16 protein-coding genes are annotated in these 17,585 nt (G+C 43.7%); 15 read left to right on the forward strand and 1 reads right to left on the reverse strand.

Translation table 11 applies throughout. The features are described from left to right. Window positions 1–103: 103 nt before the first annotated feature. The 15 genes from tolR to JNK13_02625 all read left to right on the forward strand — a co-directional run bounded on the left by tolR (window position 104) and on the right by JNK13_02625 (window position 14,473). Entirely contained in the window at window positions 104–514 is a 411-nt protein-coding gene (gene tolR, locus JNK13_02555) for a protein TolR (protein ID MBL7661611.1), read from the forward strand. 82 nt (window positions 515–596) lie between these two features. Continuing rightward, entirely contained in the window at window positions 597–1,484 is an 888-nt protein-coding gene (tolA, locus tag JNK13_02560) for a cell envelope integrity protein TolA (protein MBL7661612.1), read from the forward strand. 727 nt (window positions 1,485–2,211) lie between these two features. Continuing rightward, window positions 2,212–2,586, forward strand: a complete 375-nt coding sequence (locus tag JNK13_02565) for a type II secretion system protein (protein ID MBL7661613.1) — start codon at window positions 2,212–2,214, stop codon at window positions 2,584–2,586. A gap of 19 nt (window positions 2,587–2,605) precedes the next feature. Beyond that, window positions 2,606–3,493, forward strand: coding sequence for a prepilin-type N-terminal cleavage/methylation domain-containing protein (locus tag JNK13_02570; GenBank protein ID MBL7661614.1), 888 nt, complete (start codon window positions 2,606–2,608; stop codon window positions 3,491–3,493). Window positions 3,494–3,505: 12 nt separating this feature from the next. Then, window positions 3,506–5,356 (forward strand): hypothetical protein, encoded by a 1,851-nt coding sequence (locus JNK13_02575; protein ID MBL7661615.1) that lies wholly within the window; start codon window positions 3,506–3,508, stop codon window positions 5,354–5,356. A 13-nt stretch (window positions 5,357–5,369) separates the two neighbouring features. Continuing rightward, the gene (locus tag JNK13_02580; protein MBL7661616.1) at window positions 5,370–5,732 is read left to right on the forward strand and encodes a hypothetical protein; all 363 of its coding nucleotides are present in this window, start codon (window positions 5,370–5,372) and stop codon (window positions 5,730–5,732) included. A 104-nt stretch (window positions 5,733–5,836) separates the two neighbouring features. Then, window positions 5,837–7,126, forward strand: coding sequence for a Tol-Pal system beta propeller repeat protein TolB (tolB, locus tag JNK13_02585; GenBank protein MBL7661617.1), 1,290 nt, complete (start codon window positions 5,837–5,839; stop codon window positions 7,124–7,126). A 425-nt stretch (window positions 7,127–7,551) separates the two neighbouring features. Further along, entirely contained in the window at window positions 7,552–8,016 is a 465-nt protein-coding gene (gene pal, locus JNK13_02590) for a peptidoglycan-associated lipoprotein Pal (protein ID MBL7661618.1), read from the forward strand. Window positions 8,017–8,099: 83 nt separating this feature from the next. Further along, the gene (locus JNK13_02595) at window positions 8,100–8,840 is read left to right on the forward strand and encodes a tetratricopeptide repeat protein (GenBank protein MBL7661619.1); all 741 of its coding nucleotides are present in this window, start codon (window positions 8,100–8,102) and stop codon (window positions 8,838–8,840) included. An 18-nt stretch (window positions 8,841–8,858) separates the two neighbouring features. Then, window positions 8,859–9,833: a riboflavin biosynthesis protein RibF gene (gene ribF, locus JNK13_02600; GenBank protein ID MBL7661620.1), complete on the forward strand. Its 975-nt coding sequence runs from the start codon at window positions 8,859–8,861 to the stop codon at window positions 9,831–9,833. A 24-nt stretch (window positions 9,834–9,857) separates the two neighbouring features. Next, on the forward strand, window positions 9,858–10,853 hold the full coding sequence (locus JNK13_02605) for an RluA family pseudouridine synthase (GenBank protein ID MBL7661621.1): 996 nt from the start codon (window positions 9,858–9,860) through the stop codon (window positions 10,851–10,853). Window positions 10,854–10,855: 2 nt separating this feature from the next. Continuing rightward, window positions 10,856–11,494, forward strand: a complete 639-nt coding sequence (locus JNK13_02610) for an HAD family hydrolase (protein MBL7661622.1) — start codon at window positions 10,856–10,858, stop codon at window positions 11,492–11,494. Next, on the forward strand, window positions 11,472–12,254 hold the full coding sequence (locus tag JNK13_02615; GenBank protein MBL7661623.1) for a polyphenol oxidase family protein: 783 nt from the start codon (window positions 11,472–11,474) through the stop codon (window positions 12,252–12,254). Before JNK13_02610 ends, JNK13_02615 begins: the two co-directional genes overlap by 23 nt. 76 nt (window positions 12,255–12,330) lie before the next feature. Then, window positions 12,331–12,564, forward strand: coding sequence for a hypothetical protein (locus JNK13_02620; protein ID MBL7661624.1), 234 nt, complete (start codon window positions 12,331–12,333; stop codon window positions 12,562–12,564). Window positions 12,565–12,745: 181 nt separating this feature from the next. Then, a complete protein-coding gene (locus JNK13_02625; GenBank protein MBL7661625.1) occupies window positions 12,746–14,473 on the forward strand; it encodes a hypothetical protein in 1,728 nt (575 codons plus the stop codon). 10 nt (window positions 14,474–14,483) lie between these two features. On the opposite strand, the gene JNK13_02630 is transcribed toward JNK13_02625, so the two are convergent. Continuing rightward, on the reverse strand, window positions 14,484–17,552 hold the full coding sequence (locus tag JNK13_02630) for an efflux RND transporter permease subunit (GenBank protein MBL7661626.1): 3,069 nt from the start codon (window positions 17,550–17,552) through the stop codon (window positions 14,484–14,486). Window positions 17,553–17,585 lie beyond the last annotated feature (33 nt).

Below are 17,585 nucleotides of genomic sequence, written 5' to 3' on the forward strand. Positions count from 1 at the left end.
CGGCTTGAACTTATACTTACCCTTAGTCTTATCCTTCACCTAAACATCAGGGGGAAGTATAAGTTCAAGCCGAAGAACAAGAAAATGAAAATGGCATTGATTTATGGGATTTGATACGACTGACGACCAAGCCGGCGTAATTGCGCAAATTAACGTCACGCCATTGGTTGACGTGATGTTAGTACTTTTGATTATTTTCATGGTTGCTGCGCCGATTTTGCAACAGGGCGCTGAATTGCAATTGCCACAGGAGACAATTTCGCCATTAGAAGGCGATGAAGAGCAGTTAGTTGTTAACATCCAAGAAACTGGTCAGGTTTCGATTGGGAAAGATAACACTGTTGATATTGCTAGTCTGGGAAGTCGCCTGCAAGGAATTTTAGAGCGCCGTAGTGACAAGCGCGTGTTTATCCGCGCAGATAAGCGCGTCGACTATGGTCGAGTCATGGCTGTAATGGCACAAATTAAAAATGCTGGGATTGAAAAAGTTGGCTTGGTTACGGAACCAAAGTGAGAACTAGCAGTCTAATACTACTGATATTGTAAATATGTTCGTCAGATCTAAGCCCAAATTTGGTAGTTATCTTTTAGGTTTTATGATCTCATGCTTGGGCCATGCTTTGGGTATTGGGATCGCAGTCTTTATTCTAGAACGTTCTGAGGCAAAGAATTTAACTGCGGAAGTTTTTACTGTTACGCTTGAGGGCGGACAACGTTTGGGTGGGGTGGCTAAAGTCCCCGAGCTTGGCGCCGAGAAAGATAAAAACCTACCTGCAGCATTAAATACGGAATCTGAAACTAAGGCGACTGAACCGCCGCAAAAAGAAAAAAAGCTTGAGGCTCCTTCAATTGTTGAGGACCCGGCAAAACTCCTTGAGGAGCAGAAAAAGAAGGAAGCTGAGCAAAAAAAACTTGCTGAGGAAAAAAAGAAAAAAGAATTAGAAGAAAAAAAGAAGCTCGAAGAAGAAAAGAAAAAGCTTGAGAAAGAGAAGAAGGACGAAGCTGCTAAGAAATTACTTGAAGATGTAAAAAAACGAGAAAAGGAAGAGGCAGAGCAGGAGAAAAAACGCCGCGAAAAATTACTTGAAGACGCACTTGCCGGGAAGAAAGCAAATTACAAGGGTGAATCTGCTGATGTCGGTGGCGAAGGTCCAGGCGCAGCACGTTTGGGCGGCACAGGTGGCGGTGGCGGAAAGCTTGGGAGCCTTGAATTTGTGGCTTATCGTAATGCCTTAATGAATCATATTAAGAAAGGTTGGCATTGGATGCCCGGGGGCCCGCATCTACAAGCGCGAATTGAAGTGCGCATTGAACCCACGGGCGAGATTTCCTCTTTTCGTTTGCTGAATAGTTCTGGACGATCAGACTTTGATGATTCTGCAATGCGTGCCGTGCAAAAATCATCTCCAGTGCCGCCACCTCCTGCTGCCTTGATTGAGATCTTTAAAACTCAGGCTGTGCTCTTTGATTCCCAAGATCAGTAGGAAGTTTTTCTTGTTTTTATAATATTTCCTTGCTGATCCTGCTTGGCTCTTTGCTTTGATCCACTATTTGATACGCCGAAACTGTTTAGATCTGTCTTTTTCTTTAAAAATCATCCTTATACTTAGGGATCTTTACGATAATCCCCGATGATTTCAAGTGAATACAAGCTGAAGTTATTAATAATCTATGACGACATTAATAGTGAGTAAGAGTGTGCAATATAGCTATTTTTCAGCATGGTTCTACGGTGATTATAGAGTTTTTTCATAACATTGTTGCAATGCGAAGCCGGCTGAAGGCTGAGCGCGGTGTTTCTTTGGTCGAGATCGTCGCTGTTTTAGTTTGTATACTTGTATTGAGTTCAATCGCAGTGCCTGATTTTTTACGGCAGAGCAAGTCTGCATCTAATTCTGCAAACCAGATCGTAGAATTAACTCGCCGAATTCGCGCAAAAGCCTTGCAGGATACACTGGCATATACAATTCAACCCTCATCAGCGACGCAAATTGTTGTTAAATATTCAAATACTTGTTCGAGTACTACGAAAACAACTGATAATTCTCTGGGAATAAAGCTTATTAGCGGTACCTCGTTGGCGAGTACAACTTGGAGTGTGTGTTTTGATTCCAGAGGATTTTCAGATACAGCACTCAGTCTAAATGTAAATGACGTTTATGGAAGGTCAAAAACTGTCCAAATTGTGCTCGGCGGAGCCGCTAGAAAAGTATGAGAAATTCAAGCGGTTTTACATTGATTGAGACGATGATTGCATTATCGCTCTTCGGTTTTGTGATTGTTCCAATCATGCAGAGTGCGGTGCAGTATCTAAGATACAATACTGAAGCTGAATGGCGCACCGAGGCATTGCAAGTAGCTCAACGCAAACTTGAAGAATTACGTGAGGTTGATCCGACAACTTTGCCTTCTAGTGGAAGTCAAACGTCTTCAATGACTGCTGGGACACGATCGTATTCTGTTGTGACGGCGTATTGTAATAACTCCAGTTACTGCACCACCAACTCTAGACATATAAAAGTTACAGTTAGTTATAAAAGTAAGGCTAGAGCTAGTATGGAGACTGTTTATACAGCTTTGAAATGAGTTGCTTTAAAGGGATCGTATGAGGCGTGCAAGTTTTATCCAGCATGGTTTTACTGTTACCGAATTAATGGTTGCGGTAACCATCTCTTCTGTTTTTACTTTGGGGGTGATGCAGACAGCTATTTCATATACTCAGACATATTATCGTGATGTTGTGAGAACTCGAGTGAATCAGAATTTGCGAAGTGCTACCAATATAATTGGAATGAATACTGCGCAGAGCGGTGAATTTTTACCAACCACTTTTCCTGCAATTGAAGTAACTAATGGAACCTCTGGCAATTCTGATACATTAATTATTCGCAAGGGCATGCTTAGTGCTATACCATTTCTGTGCAAGACTTTAGGTAGCGGAGCTGCAGATCGAATCTACATAAGCTCAACTACTTCTGGCGCTCCAAGCGGCTGTGTGCGCACGAATGTAACAACAAACTATAACGCTTTGAAAACGTACCGCCTTGCTAATAGTTCAAAACCAGTTAAAGCCTTTATTTACGATATCAGTTCAAAAGTTGGAGAATTTTTTACCTATAACGGAGAAACGGATACCGGCACTGAATATTATTTAACACGCACTTCAGGAGTATGGGCAAACACATATAGTACTACTTCGACTTCAATTTATTTAGTGGAAGAATTGAAGTTCAATCGTGCGTCAGATTTACTACAGATGATTAAGAATGATGATTCTACAAATGCCTTAGGCGTGATGTTTGGAATAACTGATTTTCAGGTTAGTATTGGCAAGACTGATAATACTCAAGTTACAAGTTTTCCGAGAACGACAGAGTGGAATCAAATCAAGTATATTGACATGACACTGACAGCATCGGAAAGTGGAATGAAGAAGACTTACACAAAAAGTGAAACGATCCGGGTATACCCACGTAATATTTTAGCACACTAGGAGTTGAGACATATGAAATTTGCTCCACAAAGGGGATATGTAATGCTTTATGCCCTGTTGATGATTACAGTATTAGTTGCATTTTCTGCTCTCTACTATAGCACTACTAGGGTAGAAATCTGGACTACTAAGTATGGCAGGAGTAACACCGAAAGTTTTTACGCAGCAGAAGGAGCTCTCAATTTGCGTGCAGAAGAAGTGAGGCAGAAATTTATTGGTTATAATCAACCATCAGGCACGACTCCAAGCACCTCCAACGGAGCGACTCCATGCGTAAATAATAATAATGGCTCAGGCGACTACATTTGCAAAACGCATAACTTTGGGTCGCATCTGGTTACGAGTTACATTATTCCTGATTCATCCAACCCATACACTACAACAATACCTTCTGGGGAAAAATTTTCCGGCTTAACTGCATTCGAGTATGCCTATACAGTCCATGCTGAATCGAAGAATTCGACATCGGGCAAACTGGAATCAATAGTAGAATTAAAATTTAGAAGTCGTAATGTGCCCTTGTATCAATTCGCCTACTTCCTCGATAAAGATTACGAATTAAGTCCAGCTGCGGCGATGACTGTAACTGGTCGAGTTCATACAAATTACGACTTATATTTAAATGCTGGTGGAACAGACTATTTGAGCATGACTGGTCAATTGACTGCTGCGGGAGATGTTTGGCGTGGTTTAAAATCGGGTTCGGCTTCTGGGTCTTGCACAAATAACTCTGTTCGAGTGCTCAATCCAACTACCTATAGTCGCTTGGGTGGAACCTGCGGTAGTAGTAACTCCAGATTTGCAGTCCCGACTACAGCTCTGAGTGTGTTTAATAGTAATGTCGTGGAAAATTTTACGCGTGTAAGCTTACCACCAATTTCAAGTATGGGGGCTGGGCCAGGAAAAGTTTTTTGGGATCGTGCTGACTTACGTTTAGCTTTAATGCTTAACACTTCAGAAAATGCCGATACTACGCAATCGACTACAGGAGTTGTTGTAATTTCTCGAACAGCTACTACTTCGAGTCAAAAGGACGCAACAGCAACAACGACATTAAACAACTCAGCTTTATGTCCAGGTTCAATCAGTGGACGTGCTGTGGGTATGAGTACCTGGAAAAATTATTGGATTAACACAACTAGTGGCGCTAATATGCGCGTCTTGGATATTGACGTTCAAGCTTTGTTCAATTGCTTAAAAACGCAGAACTGGTTTGGTTGGCCAAAAACCTTAGCAGACACTACTGACGGTGGAATTGTAATTCATGCTACAGTGATTGGACCAAATTCTACTAGCCAAAATCGCTACGGCGTCAGAGTTCGTAACGCTACTGAGTTAAAGTCAACTTCTTCGGGTGCGCCAACGATTAAGGGCTTAACTGTTGTCACCGATCAGCCCATCTGGGTTATGGGAAATTTTAACATAACAAATAAAAAACCGGCTGCGATCTTGGGGGATACCGTGTTAATCCATTCAAATCAATGGGCTGATACAAATACAACATACTCAACTCGTAACGTCTCGGCGACAACGTCGATTAATGCCGCGATGGTAACTGGTTCGGGTATTACTGGTGGCGTCAACGGTGTTGCCGGTCAAGGTGGTTCGATGGGACTAAATACTTTGAACTTTGAAGAAAACTGGAACGGAAAAACTTTTAACTTAACTGGATCGGTTGTATCAATCAGCAATCCGCCATCGCATTTTCCAGGTGCCTATCAGTACGGAAGCCCCTGGTATTCAGCACCAACTCGAAATATTACTTACGATACGAGCTTTAATGATCCGGCAAATTTACCACCGCTTTCTTTGCAGTTTATTTACTTAAGGGAAGAGTTATTTATCAGAGATTTTGAACAATAATAGGGAGTAATTTATGAGAAAAATCACAAAAGCAATTATACTTTGTGGAATGTTAACATACAGCATCAATACTCGGGCTGATGACGACGGTGGAGGAGAAGTTGCAGTTGAGTCAGAAGAAATCGATTGCAATAGTACGTGTCCTGATGGCAAGGGCATGACCGCCATGATAACAGGCGAAAACACTGAACGCTGCACTTGTCACAGTACATCTGTAATGGATAACGAAGCCTTAACAGAGCGACCTGAAACGGCAACTGCAAGCTTGGCGGTTGACCCGGACTATCCTGATCCAACTTATGTTTCTGATGGAGCGGTTACTGTTGAAGAAGGTGAGGAAGAAGTCTCCGCAGAAGGCGAAGAAGATTCTCCCTAAGTTAATTCGCGTATGACTTAATCGATTAGGCAAGTCTGGATAATCAGACTTGCCTAACAATCCACTGATCATGCTAGGATGCGCCTCAGCTTTTGGAGGGCGCTGTGATTTATCGGATTCTTACTTTAATAAATATTTTTTTAATCAATCTTCAATTCGCTTTTGCGCAGACTGACATTCGTATTTCAGGTCCGGCCAACGGCTTCCCTGTGGCATTGCCGGTGATGTGCGATGCGGGCGGTGGGTCTGATGCGGCAAGAAATATTCCAGAAACAATCATCCGTGATTTGAAGATTTCAGGACTCTTTCAAGTGATTGACCCCAAAACTTATGTCGAGGCGCCAGGGAAGTGCACGACCCCAGAATCAATTGCCTTTACAGATTGGAGTGTGATTGGAGCAGAAGGCTTAGTCAAAGGCGATATCTCCGTATCAGGCGGGCAACTTCAAGCTAAGCTTTATCTTTTTGATGTGCAGCGCAAGCAAGCTGTTGTTGGAAAAATGTATAGCGGAGATCTGCGCGACAGTTCGAAAATTGCGCATCGCTTTGCCAATGAAATCGTCAAATTTTTTACAGGCGAGCCTGGAATTTTTGGATCGCAGGTTGCTTTTGTCTCGAAAGTGGGCCGCTTTAAAGAATTATTTATCATGGATTCGGATGGGCAAAATGTTCGTCAAATGACTGAAGATGTTGGCATTGTCGCTTCTCCATCCTGGTCACCGAGTGGTGATAAGGTGATTTATACCTCATATCGCTCGCGTACTCCGGAGCTCTATTGGTTGCCTCCCGAAGGAGGAGCTCCGCGACAAGTTACGAATCGTGCGGGCTTAGAAATTTCTCCTAAGTATTCGCCTGATGGATCGAAAATTGCTGTAGCAATTTCTGCCGAGGGCGATACTAATCTTGCCTTGATGGATTTACGTGGGTCAGTGACTCAATATTTAACTCGTGGTGGGCAGATTGATGTTTCACCGTCATGGTCACCAGATGGTTCGCGGATTGCATTTTGTTCAAATCGTGGTGGTGGGCCTCAGATTTATATCATGTCAGCAAGTGGTGGAGAGGCGACAAGAATTAGTTATACTGGTAGCACCTATTGCACTTCCCCAGCTTGGTCGCCCAAGGGTGATAAGATTGCCTTTGTATGCTTACAAGGCGGTCCACAAATTTTTATGATTGATGCTCAAGGCGGACAAGCTGTGCAGCTAACATTTGGCGGCAGAAATGAAGACGTGTCTTGGTCGCCAGATGGACGCTATCTTATTTTTAGTTCCGATCTTGGTCGTGGGGCAAAACGTATTGTTATCCAAAATACCAACGGTGCAGCGGCTTTCCCAATTTCAAGTGGACGCTCTGAAGATAGTCAGCCTGCGTGGTCACCACGAGTGGAGTAGTAGACGACTAGACGGAAGCGCTTTTTTGTAATCTTTAGCTTAGGCTTGAACTTAGTACTTGCCCTTATCCTTTGCCTTCCCCTTATCAGGAGAAGTGCATGTCTACGCTAAAGATTTGCGCGAGATATGAGCAGTGGATATTTGCCGCACTAATAAAATCGTAAATAAAAACATTCTATTTTTATCGAAAATAGAAATTTGAGTGTATTCAAGCTAGTGAGGAAAAAAAATACTCTACACTAGAAAAACAGTTTAGCTAATAAACTTTCTCTAATTAAAACTTCTTAAAATCCGTTGCATAGTCAGGCATTTATGCTAAGTAAGCGCCTAATCACGTTCTAATGATGCGTATCTGGATGGTTCGACTTAGAGAGCATTTAGGGCGTTTTATTTTGTGTTGAACAGGATTTTATTTGGAGGAAAAAATGGGACGTCTGCGTTCATTTGCATTAATTACAACAGCGCTTCTTCTTGCTTCTTGCTGCTCAAAAGGTGGCCGTGACGGAATGGGCGTTATGGATGGTAGCGAGACAGGTGTGCTTCCTGGCGATTTAGCTGGTGGACCACTTGCCGATGTTAACTTTGCTTTTGATTCTTCTGCACTAGATGCTAAGGCTCAAAGCACTCTTGCTAAAAATACTCAGTGGTTAAAAGACAACGCTTCAAGCAAAGTCGAATTACAAGGACATTGCGACGAGCGCGGAACTAACGAGTACAACATGGCTCTTGGTGAACGCCGTGCACGTTCAGTTTATGACTACTACGCAAAGTCAGGTGTCGACAAAAAGCGTATGTCAACAATTAGCTACGGTGAAGAAGTTGCTCTTGATAAGGGGCACGACGAAATGGCGTGGGCGAAAAACCGCCGCGTTCATGGCGCTGTAAAGTAGTAAGCCGTAAAAGTAAGCAATTAAGTAATTACACTGGTAACTATTTAATTTACTGAATAACTAACAGCCGGAGATTTTATTAAGTGAAGATCGCAGTGCAGGATGTATTTGTTCCGCTCTGTTTGGTCGTTTACTTAATGGGATCTACCGGCTGTTCCAGTAATCAAAAGCCATCTCTTGACGAAGCGTTAGGGGATATTCGCTCTGTGCAGGCTAAGCAGGGCGCTGCAATCGATCAACTCAATGCCGAGCTGCGAGTCATTCGCGGTAAACTCGAAGAAGTTGAATACGCGGCAACTGGTAAGACCAAAGAATTAGAATCTCGACTTGCAGAATTTGGTTCGCGTGTGCCACCACCAGCTGGCGTTCCGGGCGAACTATTAGTTCAGGATGAAGAAGCCATTTCTAAAATCACAGGCCCAGCGGCCGATCAGTTCAAACAAGGTTTGATGGCGGTACGTAATGGGAATTTCCCAGCTGCAGAGGAAATCATGTCTGGCTTTGCAACTGCAAACCCTGATACGGCTTTCACGGATAATGCCTTATTTTGGGTTGGGGTTTCTCGCGATCTGAGAAATAATTTTGACGGTGCGATCCTCGCCTACGGCGATGCTTATAAGCGCTTTCCCGCAGAAGATCGCGCAGCTGTAGCATTATATTATCTCGGCGATTCATTTATTAAAAGTGGACTTAAAGATGAAGGGATTGCAACTTTTGAACGCCTTACAGAAGATTATGCTTCTTCTGAATATGGTGAAAAAGCTGCAGTGCGCCTGAGAGAGCTAGGAAAATTAGCTCCCAAACAAGTCTCGAAGAAACGTTAAGAAAGCCTACAACGCAATATGCAGCAGTTTTTTGTGGCGCGTTCGATTAGCGCGTTAAAATCTTACATTGGTTCTTTGCCATTAGGCGTTGCGATCGGGAACTTCGATGGATTGCATCTTGGGCATCAACGTCTAGCGACTAGCCTGGTTGAGTCTAGTGCATTACAGGACCAAAACGCGATTCCAATTGTGCTTAGTTTTTACCCGCACCCGCGAGTATTCTTTGAGAAGCAGCATAAAAATTTGAGTGTAGATTTGGGTCGATTAAACCCAATCCTTTCTCTTCCAGAAAAGGGACAACTACTTAAGAGTTGGAAAATTGCTGGAATGTGGTTGCAGCGTTTTACCGATGATTTTGCGAATCAGAGCCCACAAGAATTTGTCGAGCATTGCTTATTGCCGCTACCGAATCTTAAGCTTGTAGTCGTCGGGCATGACTGGCAGTTTGGAAAAGCACGGTCGGGCAATGCCGCACTGCTACGTGAGTTATTAAAGCCCCACGGAATTGAGGTTCAAATCATTGAACCGGTAATGCACGCAGGAACACGTGTAAGCACGAGCCAAGTTAAAGCGGCACTTGATCGCGGCGCAGTCGAAGCTTTGCCGGAGTTGTTAGGACGTCGTTTTGTGATGCGCGGCGTTGTTTCTCATGGGGATGCCCGTGGACGCAAACTCGGAATTCAGACTTTAAATATTCGCCCACGGCTGAGGTATTTGCCTCGTGAAGGTGTTTACATCACTGAAGCTTTAATTAAAGATCATCGCTATCCTGCGGTCAGTAACCTTGGGGTCAGGCCCACCTTTGGTTCTGGCTCGCCGCGCTTACTGGAAACTCATATTTTAAGTGCGCAGATTCCTGAGCTTTATGGTTCTCAAGTGGAAGTGATTTTTCATCAACGCTTACGTGATGAGCAGAAATTTGATTCAGCAGAAGCGCTGCGTACGCAAATCACAAACGACATCGCCCAGGCGCGAAAATATTTTGGAATTTAGTTAAACACTCAACTTTCTTGTGATATGACCCATCGCGTTAAACATGAATTTTTATTGCACGCAGGGCGTGAGGGGGATCGACTCGATAAATTGATTACGCATGCTGCGCAATTACTGCCAGAGTCTGAAAGACCTAAGGAGCTTTCCTCGCGTTCACAAGTGGCCCGCTTGATTGAGACAGGTTGTGTCACTTTGCGGGGAAAAATCCAGGATAAGCCAGGCTTACTGATTGAAGGTCAGGAACGTGTGCAAATTAGCGTTGAAGTTAAAAGCCTTGATGCTTTGGCTCCCGATCCCAATATCCCGCTAGAAGTCATCTATGCTGACGAGGATCTGGCTGTGATTAATAAGCAAGCTGGATTAGTAGTGCATACTGGCGCTGGTGTTAAGTCGAGTACACTTGTGAACGCATTAATTTCTCATTTCGGTGAGAGCATTAAGCGTGTTGGCAGCGATCTGCGGCCGGGTATTGTTCACAGACTCGATAAAGATACTTCAGGTTTGATGGTCGTTGCCCTCAATCAAACTAGTTATCAAAATTTAATCAAGCAGTTTTCCAGTCGATCAATTTCTCGAACGTACTATGCCTTGGTGGAGACTTTACCAAGAACAGGACCTGAAATCGATGCGCCAATTGGACGCGATCAAAAGAATCGCGTGAAAATGGCGGTTGCAAGACAAGGCGGAAAGTCGGCAGTGTCACTCTGGAAGGTTGAGGAGGAACTTAAGCACGGCTATCTCTTGGAGGTTAAAATTCTATCAGGGAGAACACATCAAATTCGTGTACACTTAAAGCATGTCGGAGCTCCGATAGTTGGGGACCAGACTTATGGAAGTCTCTCGGGGATGAGAGCACCTAAGCCGATTAAGGATGCTGTTAAGGCCTTTGGTCGGCAGGCTTTACATGCGGCTGCACTGGAATTGATTCATCCGCGCAGTGGTGAAAAGTGCGCTTGGAAGATACATTTGCCCGCAGACATGGAATTTTTGGTTAATCTTTTTCGCGAAGGCATAAGCTAGAAGTGTTACTCTGTTTTGATTTTGATGGCGTGATTGTAGATTCGCTGCGAGATAATCTGGACTTAATCAATGAGTCGCAGCGCCGTCTCAAGCAAGGCCGCGCAGTCAGGCGTGAAGATCTTGCGACTTTATCCAGCATGACATTTCAAGCCGTAGGGCAGTTGATTGGAATTGAGCGAGAAAAAATCGAAGAATTTACGCGAGTCATTTATGACCTACAAAAAGAGACCGATCATCAAGCAGGGTGTTTTTATGGCGTGCGCGAAGTCCTGCAGGAGCTTTCTCAAAAAAACACTTTGGTTATCGTTTCAGCAAGTGAGAGTGAGTCGATCTGGGAATTTTTAAGACGTGAAAAGTTAAATAATTTTATTACTGAAGCTTTAGGTGGAGAGTCTTACACTTCAAAAGCTGAACGCATTAGACAGGCATTGCAAATTTTTCAAATTGCTGCCAACGAAACGTATATGATTGGTGATTCACGTAGCGATATTCGAGAAGGTAAAACTGCCGGGGTAAGAACTATTGGTGCAGCATGGGGATATCAAGCCGCTGAAGTGCTAAGACTTGAAGCACCAGACTACATTGCCGCAAGCCCGCGAGATTTATTGGAATTTCTACATGAATCAACTAAGGTATTCTAAGATATTTTCTGCGGGCGGGTGGATAGTAGAGCCGTGGTTAGCTGAAGGCATTCACCATGGTTTTTTGGATAAAAGCTATGATTTAAGTCGACCTAGATGGGAGTGGGAGGTGTTAGACTACCCACAGGAATTTAAGAATCTTCAGCTACTTAAGCAAATTCACTCAAGCCTAGTGTTTTGCTGCGAAAGTAACCCCGTACCTGAAAATTCGGCTGGAAATTCTGAGCCAGGGGCAATGCCGGAAGGGGACGGCTGGTACGGCCTTCACCCTAGCCCAACTAAGCAAATTCTCATGGGTATTAAAACCGCTGACTGCATCCCAGTGCTACTCATTGATCAATCTCGCAAATACAGAGCCGCACTCCACTGCGGATGGCGGTCTGCAGCACAACAAATTCTCACAAAAACTCTTAAGATCTTTAAACAACAGAATATTCTTCCAGCTACAATTGAAATCGCTCTCGGACCCGGCGCTCAAGCTTGCTGCTATGAAGTCGGAGAAGAAGTTTTTCAGGAATTTTCTCTATCGGCACATGCACTTGGCTTTGATCTGCACAGTCAAAAAATTCGTGTCGACACAGTAAATCAAAGCTATCTGAGCGTTTCGAATTTCTTAATCGCAGAAGCGCAAGCATTTGGAATTAAAGCAACAAATATTTACAACACAAATGTCTGCACAATTTGCGACCAAAGACTTTTTTCATTCCGGCGTGAAGCAGATGCATCAGGTCGACAACTTTCCTTCATAACAAATTTTTGAAGACTTCAATTTGACTTTCGTCAAAGCCAAGGTCGATAATATTATACCTGTATCATTTCTAGCTGGAGGAGACCTGATGGAAAATACTGATCGAGAACTTCTACTTAACCTTACTAACTCCAATTACACTCTAAGACGCCTCTACCACGAACATCTTGAACTAGAACATAAGCTTGAATCACTACGTAGCAGCACCGCCGCACTTCTAAATGCAAGTGCAGAAGAAAAAGCTTTAAAGTGGCGCAAACTCCGCGGCATGGATAGAATCATGTCGATTCTCAAGGAACATAAAGCGGCATCACGCAATTAATTGCGCGCTAAAACGCACAGATTTAGACCAGTTTGACTCAATCTACTGATCCAGAATGAGTATTCGTTGAAATTTATTGGAAACAGCATCGATCAATCTGACGATATATAGATATGGGAAATAATTGAGGAACTTGTTTTCCTCAAGGACCTCCGAGTGCTGTTTTTAAGTAGGTTTTAACTTGATCGTTCTAATGCTCTTTAATTTCTATCGTGGCTTTGCGCTGTGCATTTTTGTCTATGCAACATTTTTCAATGCGCTTGCTGCGCAGGCTGAGCAGGAACTGATACCTGTTGTTCCAAGACAGGCAAAGGATTTCGAAAAATTTCTCGGAATTAATTTAATCCTTACCAATAACGATTACGGATTCGCTGAGGAATCGTCGATTTTCGATGAAATTGTGCTACCACGCATGCGCGAGCTGGGTATTAAAAACGTTCGGGATGCAACAGCCTGGGGAAATTATACGCTCTATCGCCATTCTCAGAAACTAAATGCATTAGAAGATTTAGGCATATCGTTTTACTTAAGCACGCTACCTGAGCGCGCGAGCATGAGTCTGGCTGATGTAGCGGAGGAAGTTGAGAAAATAAACTGTCTAAAAAACGGTTGCACAAGGTATATTTATAATTTAGAACCAGTAGATTCAATTCTTGGTCTGATTGGTCCTAATGAAACCGATCATGTAGCTAGTTTCTTGCGCCACTGTGAGAATACCAACCAAGAAATTCCTGAGGGCTTGGACTGGTACCAACGGGTAAATTTTTGCTACGCAGGTTGGGAAGAGCGGCTGTTAAGTTATACGCAAAATCTGCATTCTCTAGTGAAAAGTGATCAAAACCTTAACACTTTAAAAATTGTTGCCCCAACACTTGTCAATTTGCCGCAATATCCATTTCATACTCAATCTGGAACGGAAGCTAACTTATGGGATTTATTAAAGCCGCTTGCGCAATATACTGATTATGGCTCAGGCAATTTATATACTTGGAAGAAAACTCATCGTTGGGGAGCAATTCCGAATGAAGTGCCAATGCGCTCAAGTTTTTTTGAAAGTGGCGGCGTTCAACAAAAACTGATCGTAACCGAGTTTGGCTATTATACTCAGCCGTTGAACGAATTCGATCTAGATGTTTCGACTGCTGAAACCCAGTCGAAGAAGATGATTGTTTCTGCTTTCGATTATTTTCAGTCTGCCCAAGTTGAACATGCCTTTATTTTTGAACTTCTCGATCGGCCCTCAGCGTTAAGTAGTAAAGAGGCAAGTTTTGGAATTTTAGATTCTACAGGAAATCCTAAGCCTGCGTTTCACACATTCAAGCGCACCATGGAATTACTTAAGGACACGACCTCAGCTAGTCAATTGACGCCGCTGACAATCGCAGTTAGTGAAAGTAGCGGCACTGTTCATAGTCAACTATTTTTAAAATCAAGCGGGGATTATTTGCTCGCACTATGGAATGACCCAAATCTTGAAACAGTTGATGGTCTTGATCGACTCCAAACTACTACGATTAACTTAGCGGAAGACTATAATCTCTCCGTATATCGACCAGCGTTGTCAGATCAGCCATTACAAGTGCTCACTGCCCAACGCACAATCACGCTGGATGTACCAGACGATCTAGTGATTATAAAAATAACTTCTGTTATTCCTGATGCTCCGCTTCCACCTCTACCACCTGCAACTTGCAAAATGAAAATTTCAAAGAAGAAATCGTATTATTCTCTTCGTTTTGAAAATTCTGCTGCGAAATCACGCATTACTCTGCAACGTAAATCGTCCCAGATTTGGAAGAAAGTATGGCGAAAAACTATTAGTACTAGCAAGAGCTTCAAATTCAAGGTTTCCAGAAATCGTAAATACCGCATCACGAGCTCCAACTGCGGGTCGATTACGCTAAAATAAAATTAAACACTTAAAGTTTTGCAGCCTTGTCGCTACGCTCAAGCCAACTCAGCAAGCTATAAGCGCAAGGAACAACTAACAGCGTAAAGAAGGTGGAAACAAGCATACCTCCGAGAATTGCCACTGACATCGGAATTCGACTTTCTGCTCCGGGGCCAAGTGCTAATGCCGGTGGAATTGCCGCTGCAATACAGGTAAAAGAAGTCATCAGAATCGGACGCAGTCGTGTCGACCCAGCCTCAAGTAGCGCTTCACGCACACTTAAACCCTCAACGTCACGTTTGTGATTGGCAAATTCTACAAGTAAAATCGAGTTTTTCTTGACGATTCCCATCAGTAAGATCATGCCGATCATGCTATAGAGGTTAATCGAGAGATCTCCTAAATAAAGCGCGCCAAGAGCACCTGTAACGCTAAAGGGAAGCGCTAACAAAACTGTAAAGGGGTGAATAAAACTATTAAACTGCGAGGCTAAGACCATATAGGCGATAACAATGCCCAGGATGAGCACAAAATTCAGACTTTTAAAGGATTCAACAAAAGTCTGCGCACTGCCGCTCAGGTATAGTTTGTAGCCTTTTGGTAAAAGTTCATCGCCAAACTTGTCAATTTCTTCAAGGATTTTTGCCTGCGAAGCACCAGGCGCGATATTGGCAAAAATTGAAATTGAGCGCTGCCGATTTTTCCGCGTAATCGTCTGTAAGGTAGGCACAGTTTCAATTTTAACAACTTTATTGAGCGTAACTAATTCGCCATGGTTATTACGCACAGTCAGGTTCAGTAGATCGTCTGCGCTAACGCGTTCGTCGCCCTTGAGACGGATACGCACATCGTAGCGCCTTCCACCATTGGTAAATTTACCCTCACGGATTCCGCCAATCGCAGCACTAATGGTATTTGCTAAATTCTCAACATCAACTCCATACTCAGCGGCTTTATCTCTGAGTGGCCAAACACGGACTTCGGGCATGCCTAGGCGATAATCCGTATCTAAATCAGCAACGAGTCCGGTTTTACCTAAACGCTCGACAATTTTGTCGCTAGTTTCCTTAAGTTTATTCCAGTCATCACCGCGAATATTAAATTCAACAGGAAAGCCCCGTTGTGCCGTGAACCCACGCATGCTTAGGTCTTGCAGCACGACTTTAAGGTTTTGAATTTTGCCTAAGTCAGCGCGAAACTGTGACATGAGAGTTTGCTGATCGAAGGCGCGGTCTTTACGCTCTTTAAGTGAGACAAAAACCATGCCTGTATTCACTTCGCCTCCACCAAAGCCACCAACAGCTAGAAAATAGCGCCGCACTTCTGGGCGAGTTTTTAAATACGCTTCGACTTCGGTCAGGACAGTGCTGGTATATTCAAGTGAAGACCCAAGTGGCGTTTGGAGGCGCATCAAGAACATGCTTTGATCTTGTGCAGGGATAAACTCCTTACGCAGTGATTTTGCTAGCGATAAAGAGGCAATGAAAATCCCAATGGCAAGGCAGAGAACTAACCAACGCCAGTTTAAACAAAATCCGAGAATCGATCGATAGATTCTGGCAGTGAAGCTGAAACTTGCATTAATAATTCTCACAAAAATGCCAGCTTTGTTTGGATTTTCCATGAACTGTGAGCAGCGCATCGGGGTTAAGGTGATTGCTTCAAGTAGCGAAAGTAAAACAGCTGTTGAAATTGTAATGCCAAACTGGAAGAAGAACTTACCGATAATACCTTTCATGAAAGCGACTGGTAAGAAAATTGCAACTACCGCGATCGAAGCTGCTACTGCAGCAAAGGTAATTTCCCGGGCTCCGTCACGCGCTGCGTTAAGTTTGTCTTTGCCCATGTCTCGATGACGGTAAATATTCTCTAAGACCATAATTGCATCATCAACGACGATGCCAATCGCTAGCGCTAGCCCGAGGATCGTAAAGAAGTTTAAAGTAAAGCCCATGAAGTAGAGCACTGTGAATGATCCAATAATCGAAGTAGGGATTGAAAGTAGGATGTTAAATGTTGAAACCCAAGACCCAAGAAAGAGCCAACACACAACTGCGGTTGCTAGTGCGGAGAGCACAAGCGTAAATTCAGTTTCTTCAATTGATTCACGAATAAATCTAGTGCTATCAAAATTGATTCCCAATTCGATGTCGGGCGGTAGCGTGACCCTGAGATCCTCAACTTTTTTGGAGACAAGTTGCCCAATTTCAACTGCATTTGAGCCCCGTTGTTTTTTAATGCCGAGACCGATTCCAGGAATGCCATTTACACGAGAGACCCTACGAATATCACTTAAGCCGTCTTCAATCTGAGCAATGTCCTGCAAGCGAATGCTGGTGCCGAAAATTGGTCGGCCCCCGCGCTCGGTGATCAGCATTGCGCCAATCTCTTCAGGGTTTGTGCCTTCTCCCATCATGCGCAGATTTAATTCTTGTTTGTCATTCTCAATAATTCCTGCAGCTGACTCGATATGCCCACTCCGAATGGCTCGCTGAACGTCTAAGATCGTAAGCTCATATTGCTTTAATTTTTGGTTATCAACCCAGATGCGGAGATTCCTCTCGGTAAATCCACTTAAGGTGATTTCTCCGACCCCGGGGATGATTTGGAATTGATCTTTGAGTGAGAGGTCCACGAAGGTGATAATTTCTCGAAGCGAGCGCGTCTTAGACGATACTCCAAGATAGATAATAGGCTGGTCGTCGGGGTTATTCTTAGAAATTGTCGGTGGGTCAACTTCAAGCGGCAGACGAATGCGGCTAATACTAGCTTGAACTTCCTGAAGCGAAGAGTCGATATCGCGGTCGAGCTCAAATTCAAGCGTAATGTTTGCCTGCCCTTGGCGAATGCTTGAACTCATGTCACGCAGCCCCTGAACAGAAATCACAGCTTGCTCAATGCGGTCAACAATTTCAGTTTCCATGATCTCCGGAGCAGCTCCACTCCAGGAGACGTTGACGTTGAGCACAGGAAAGTCGACGTCCGGCATTTGGCTGATGCCCAGTCGTTGGAAAGAAATCCAACCAAAGACGATCAGTGCAGCCATGAGCATCCAGGCAAAAACAGGGCGCTTAATGGAAAGGTCAGAGAGGGTCATAAATGTTTTTCATAGCTCGGTTGTTGTGTTTGC

The organism is bacterium (assembly GCA_016786595.1).
Classification (GTDB): domain Bacteria; phylum Bdellovibrionota_C; class UBA2361; order SZUA-149; family JAEUWB01; genus JAEUWB01.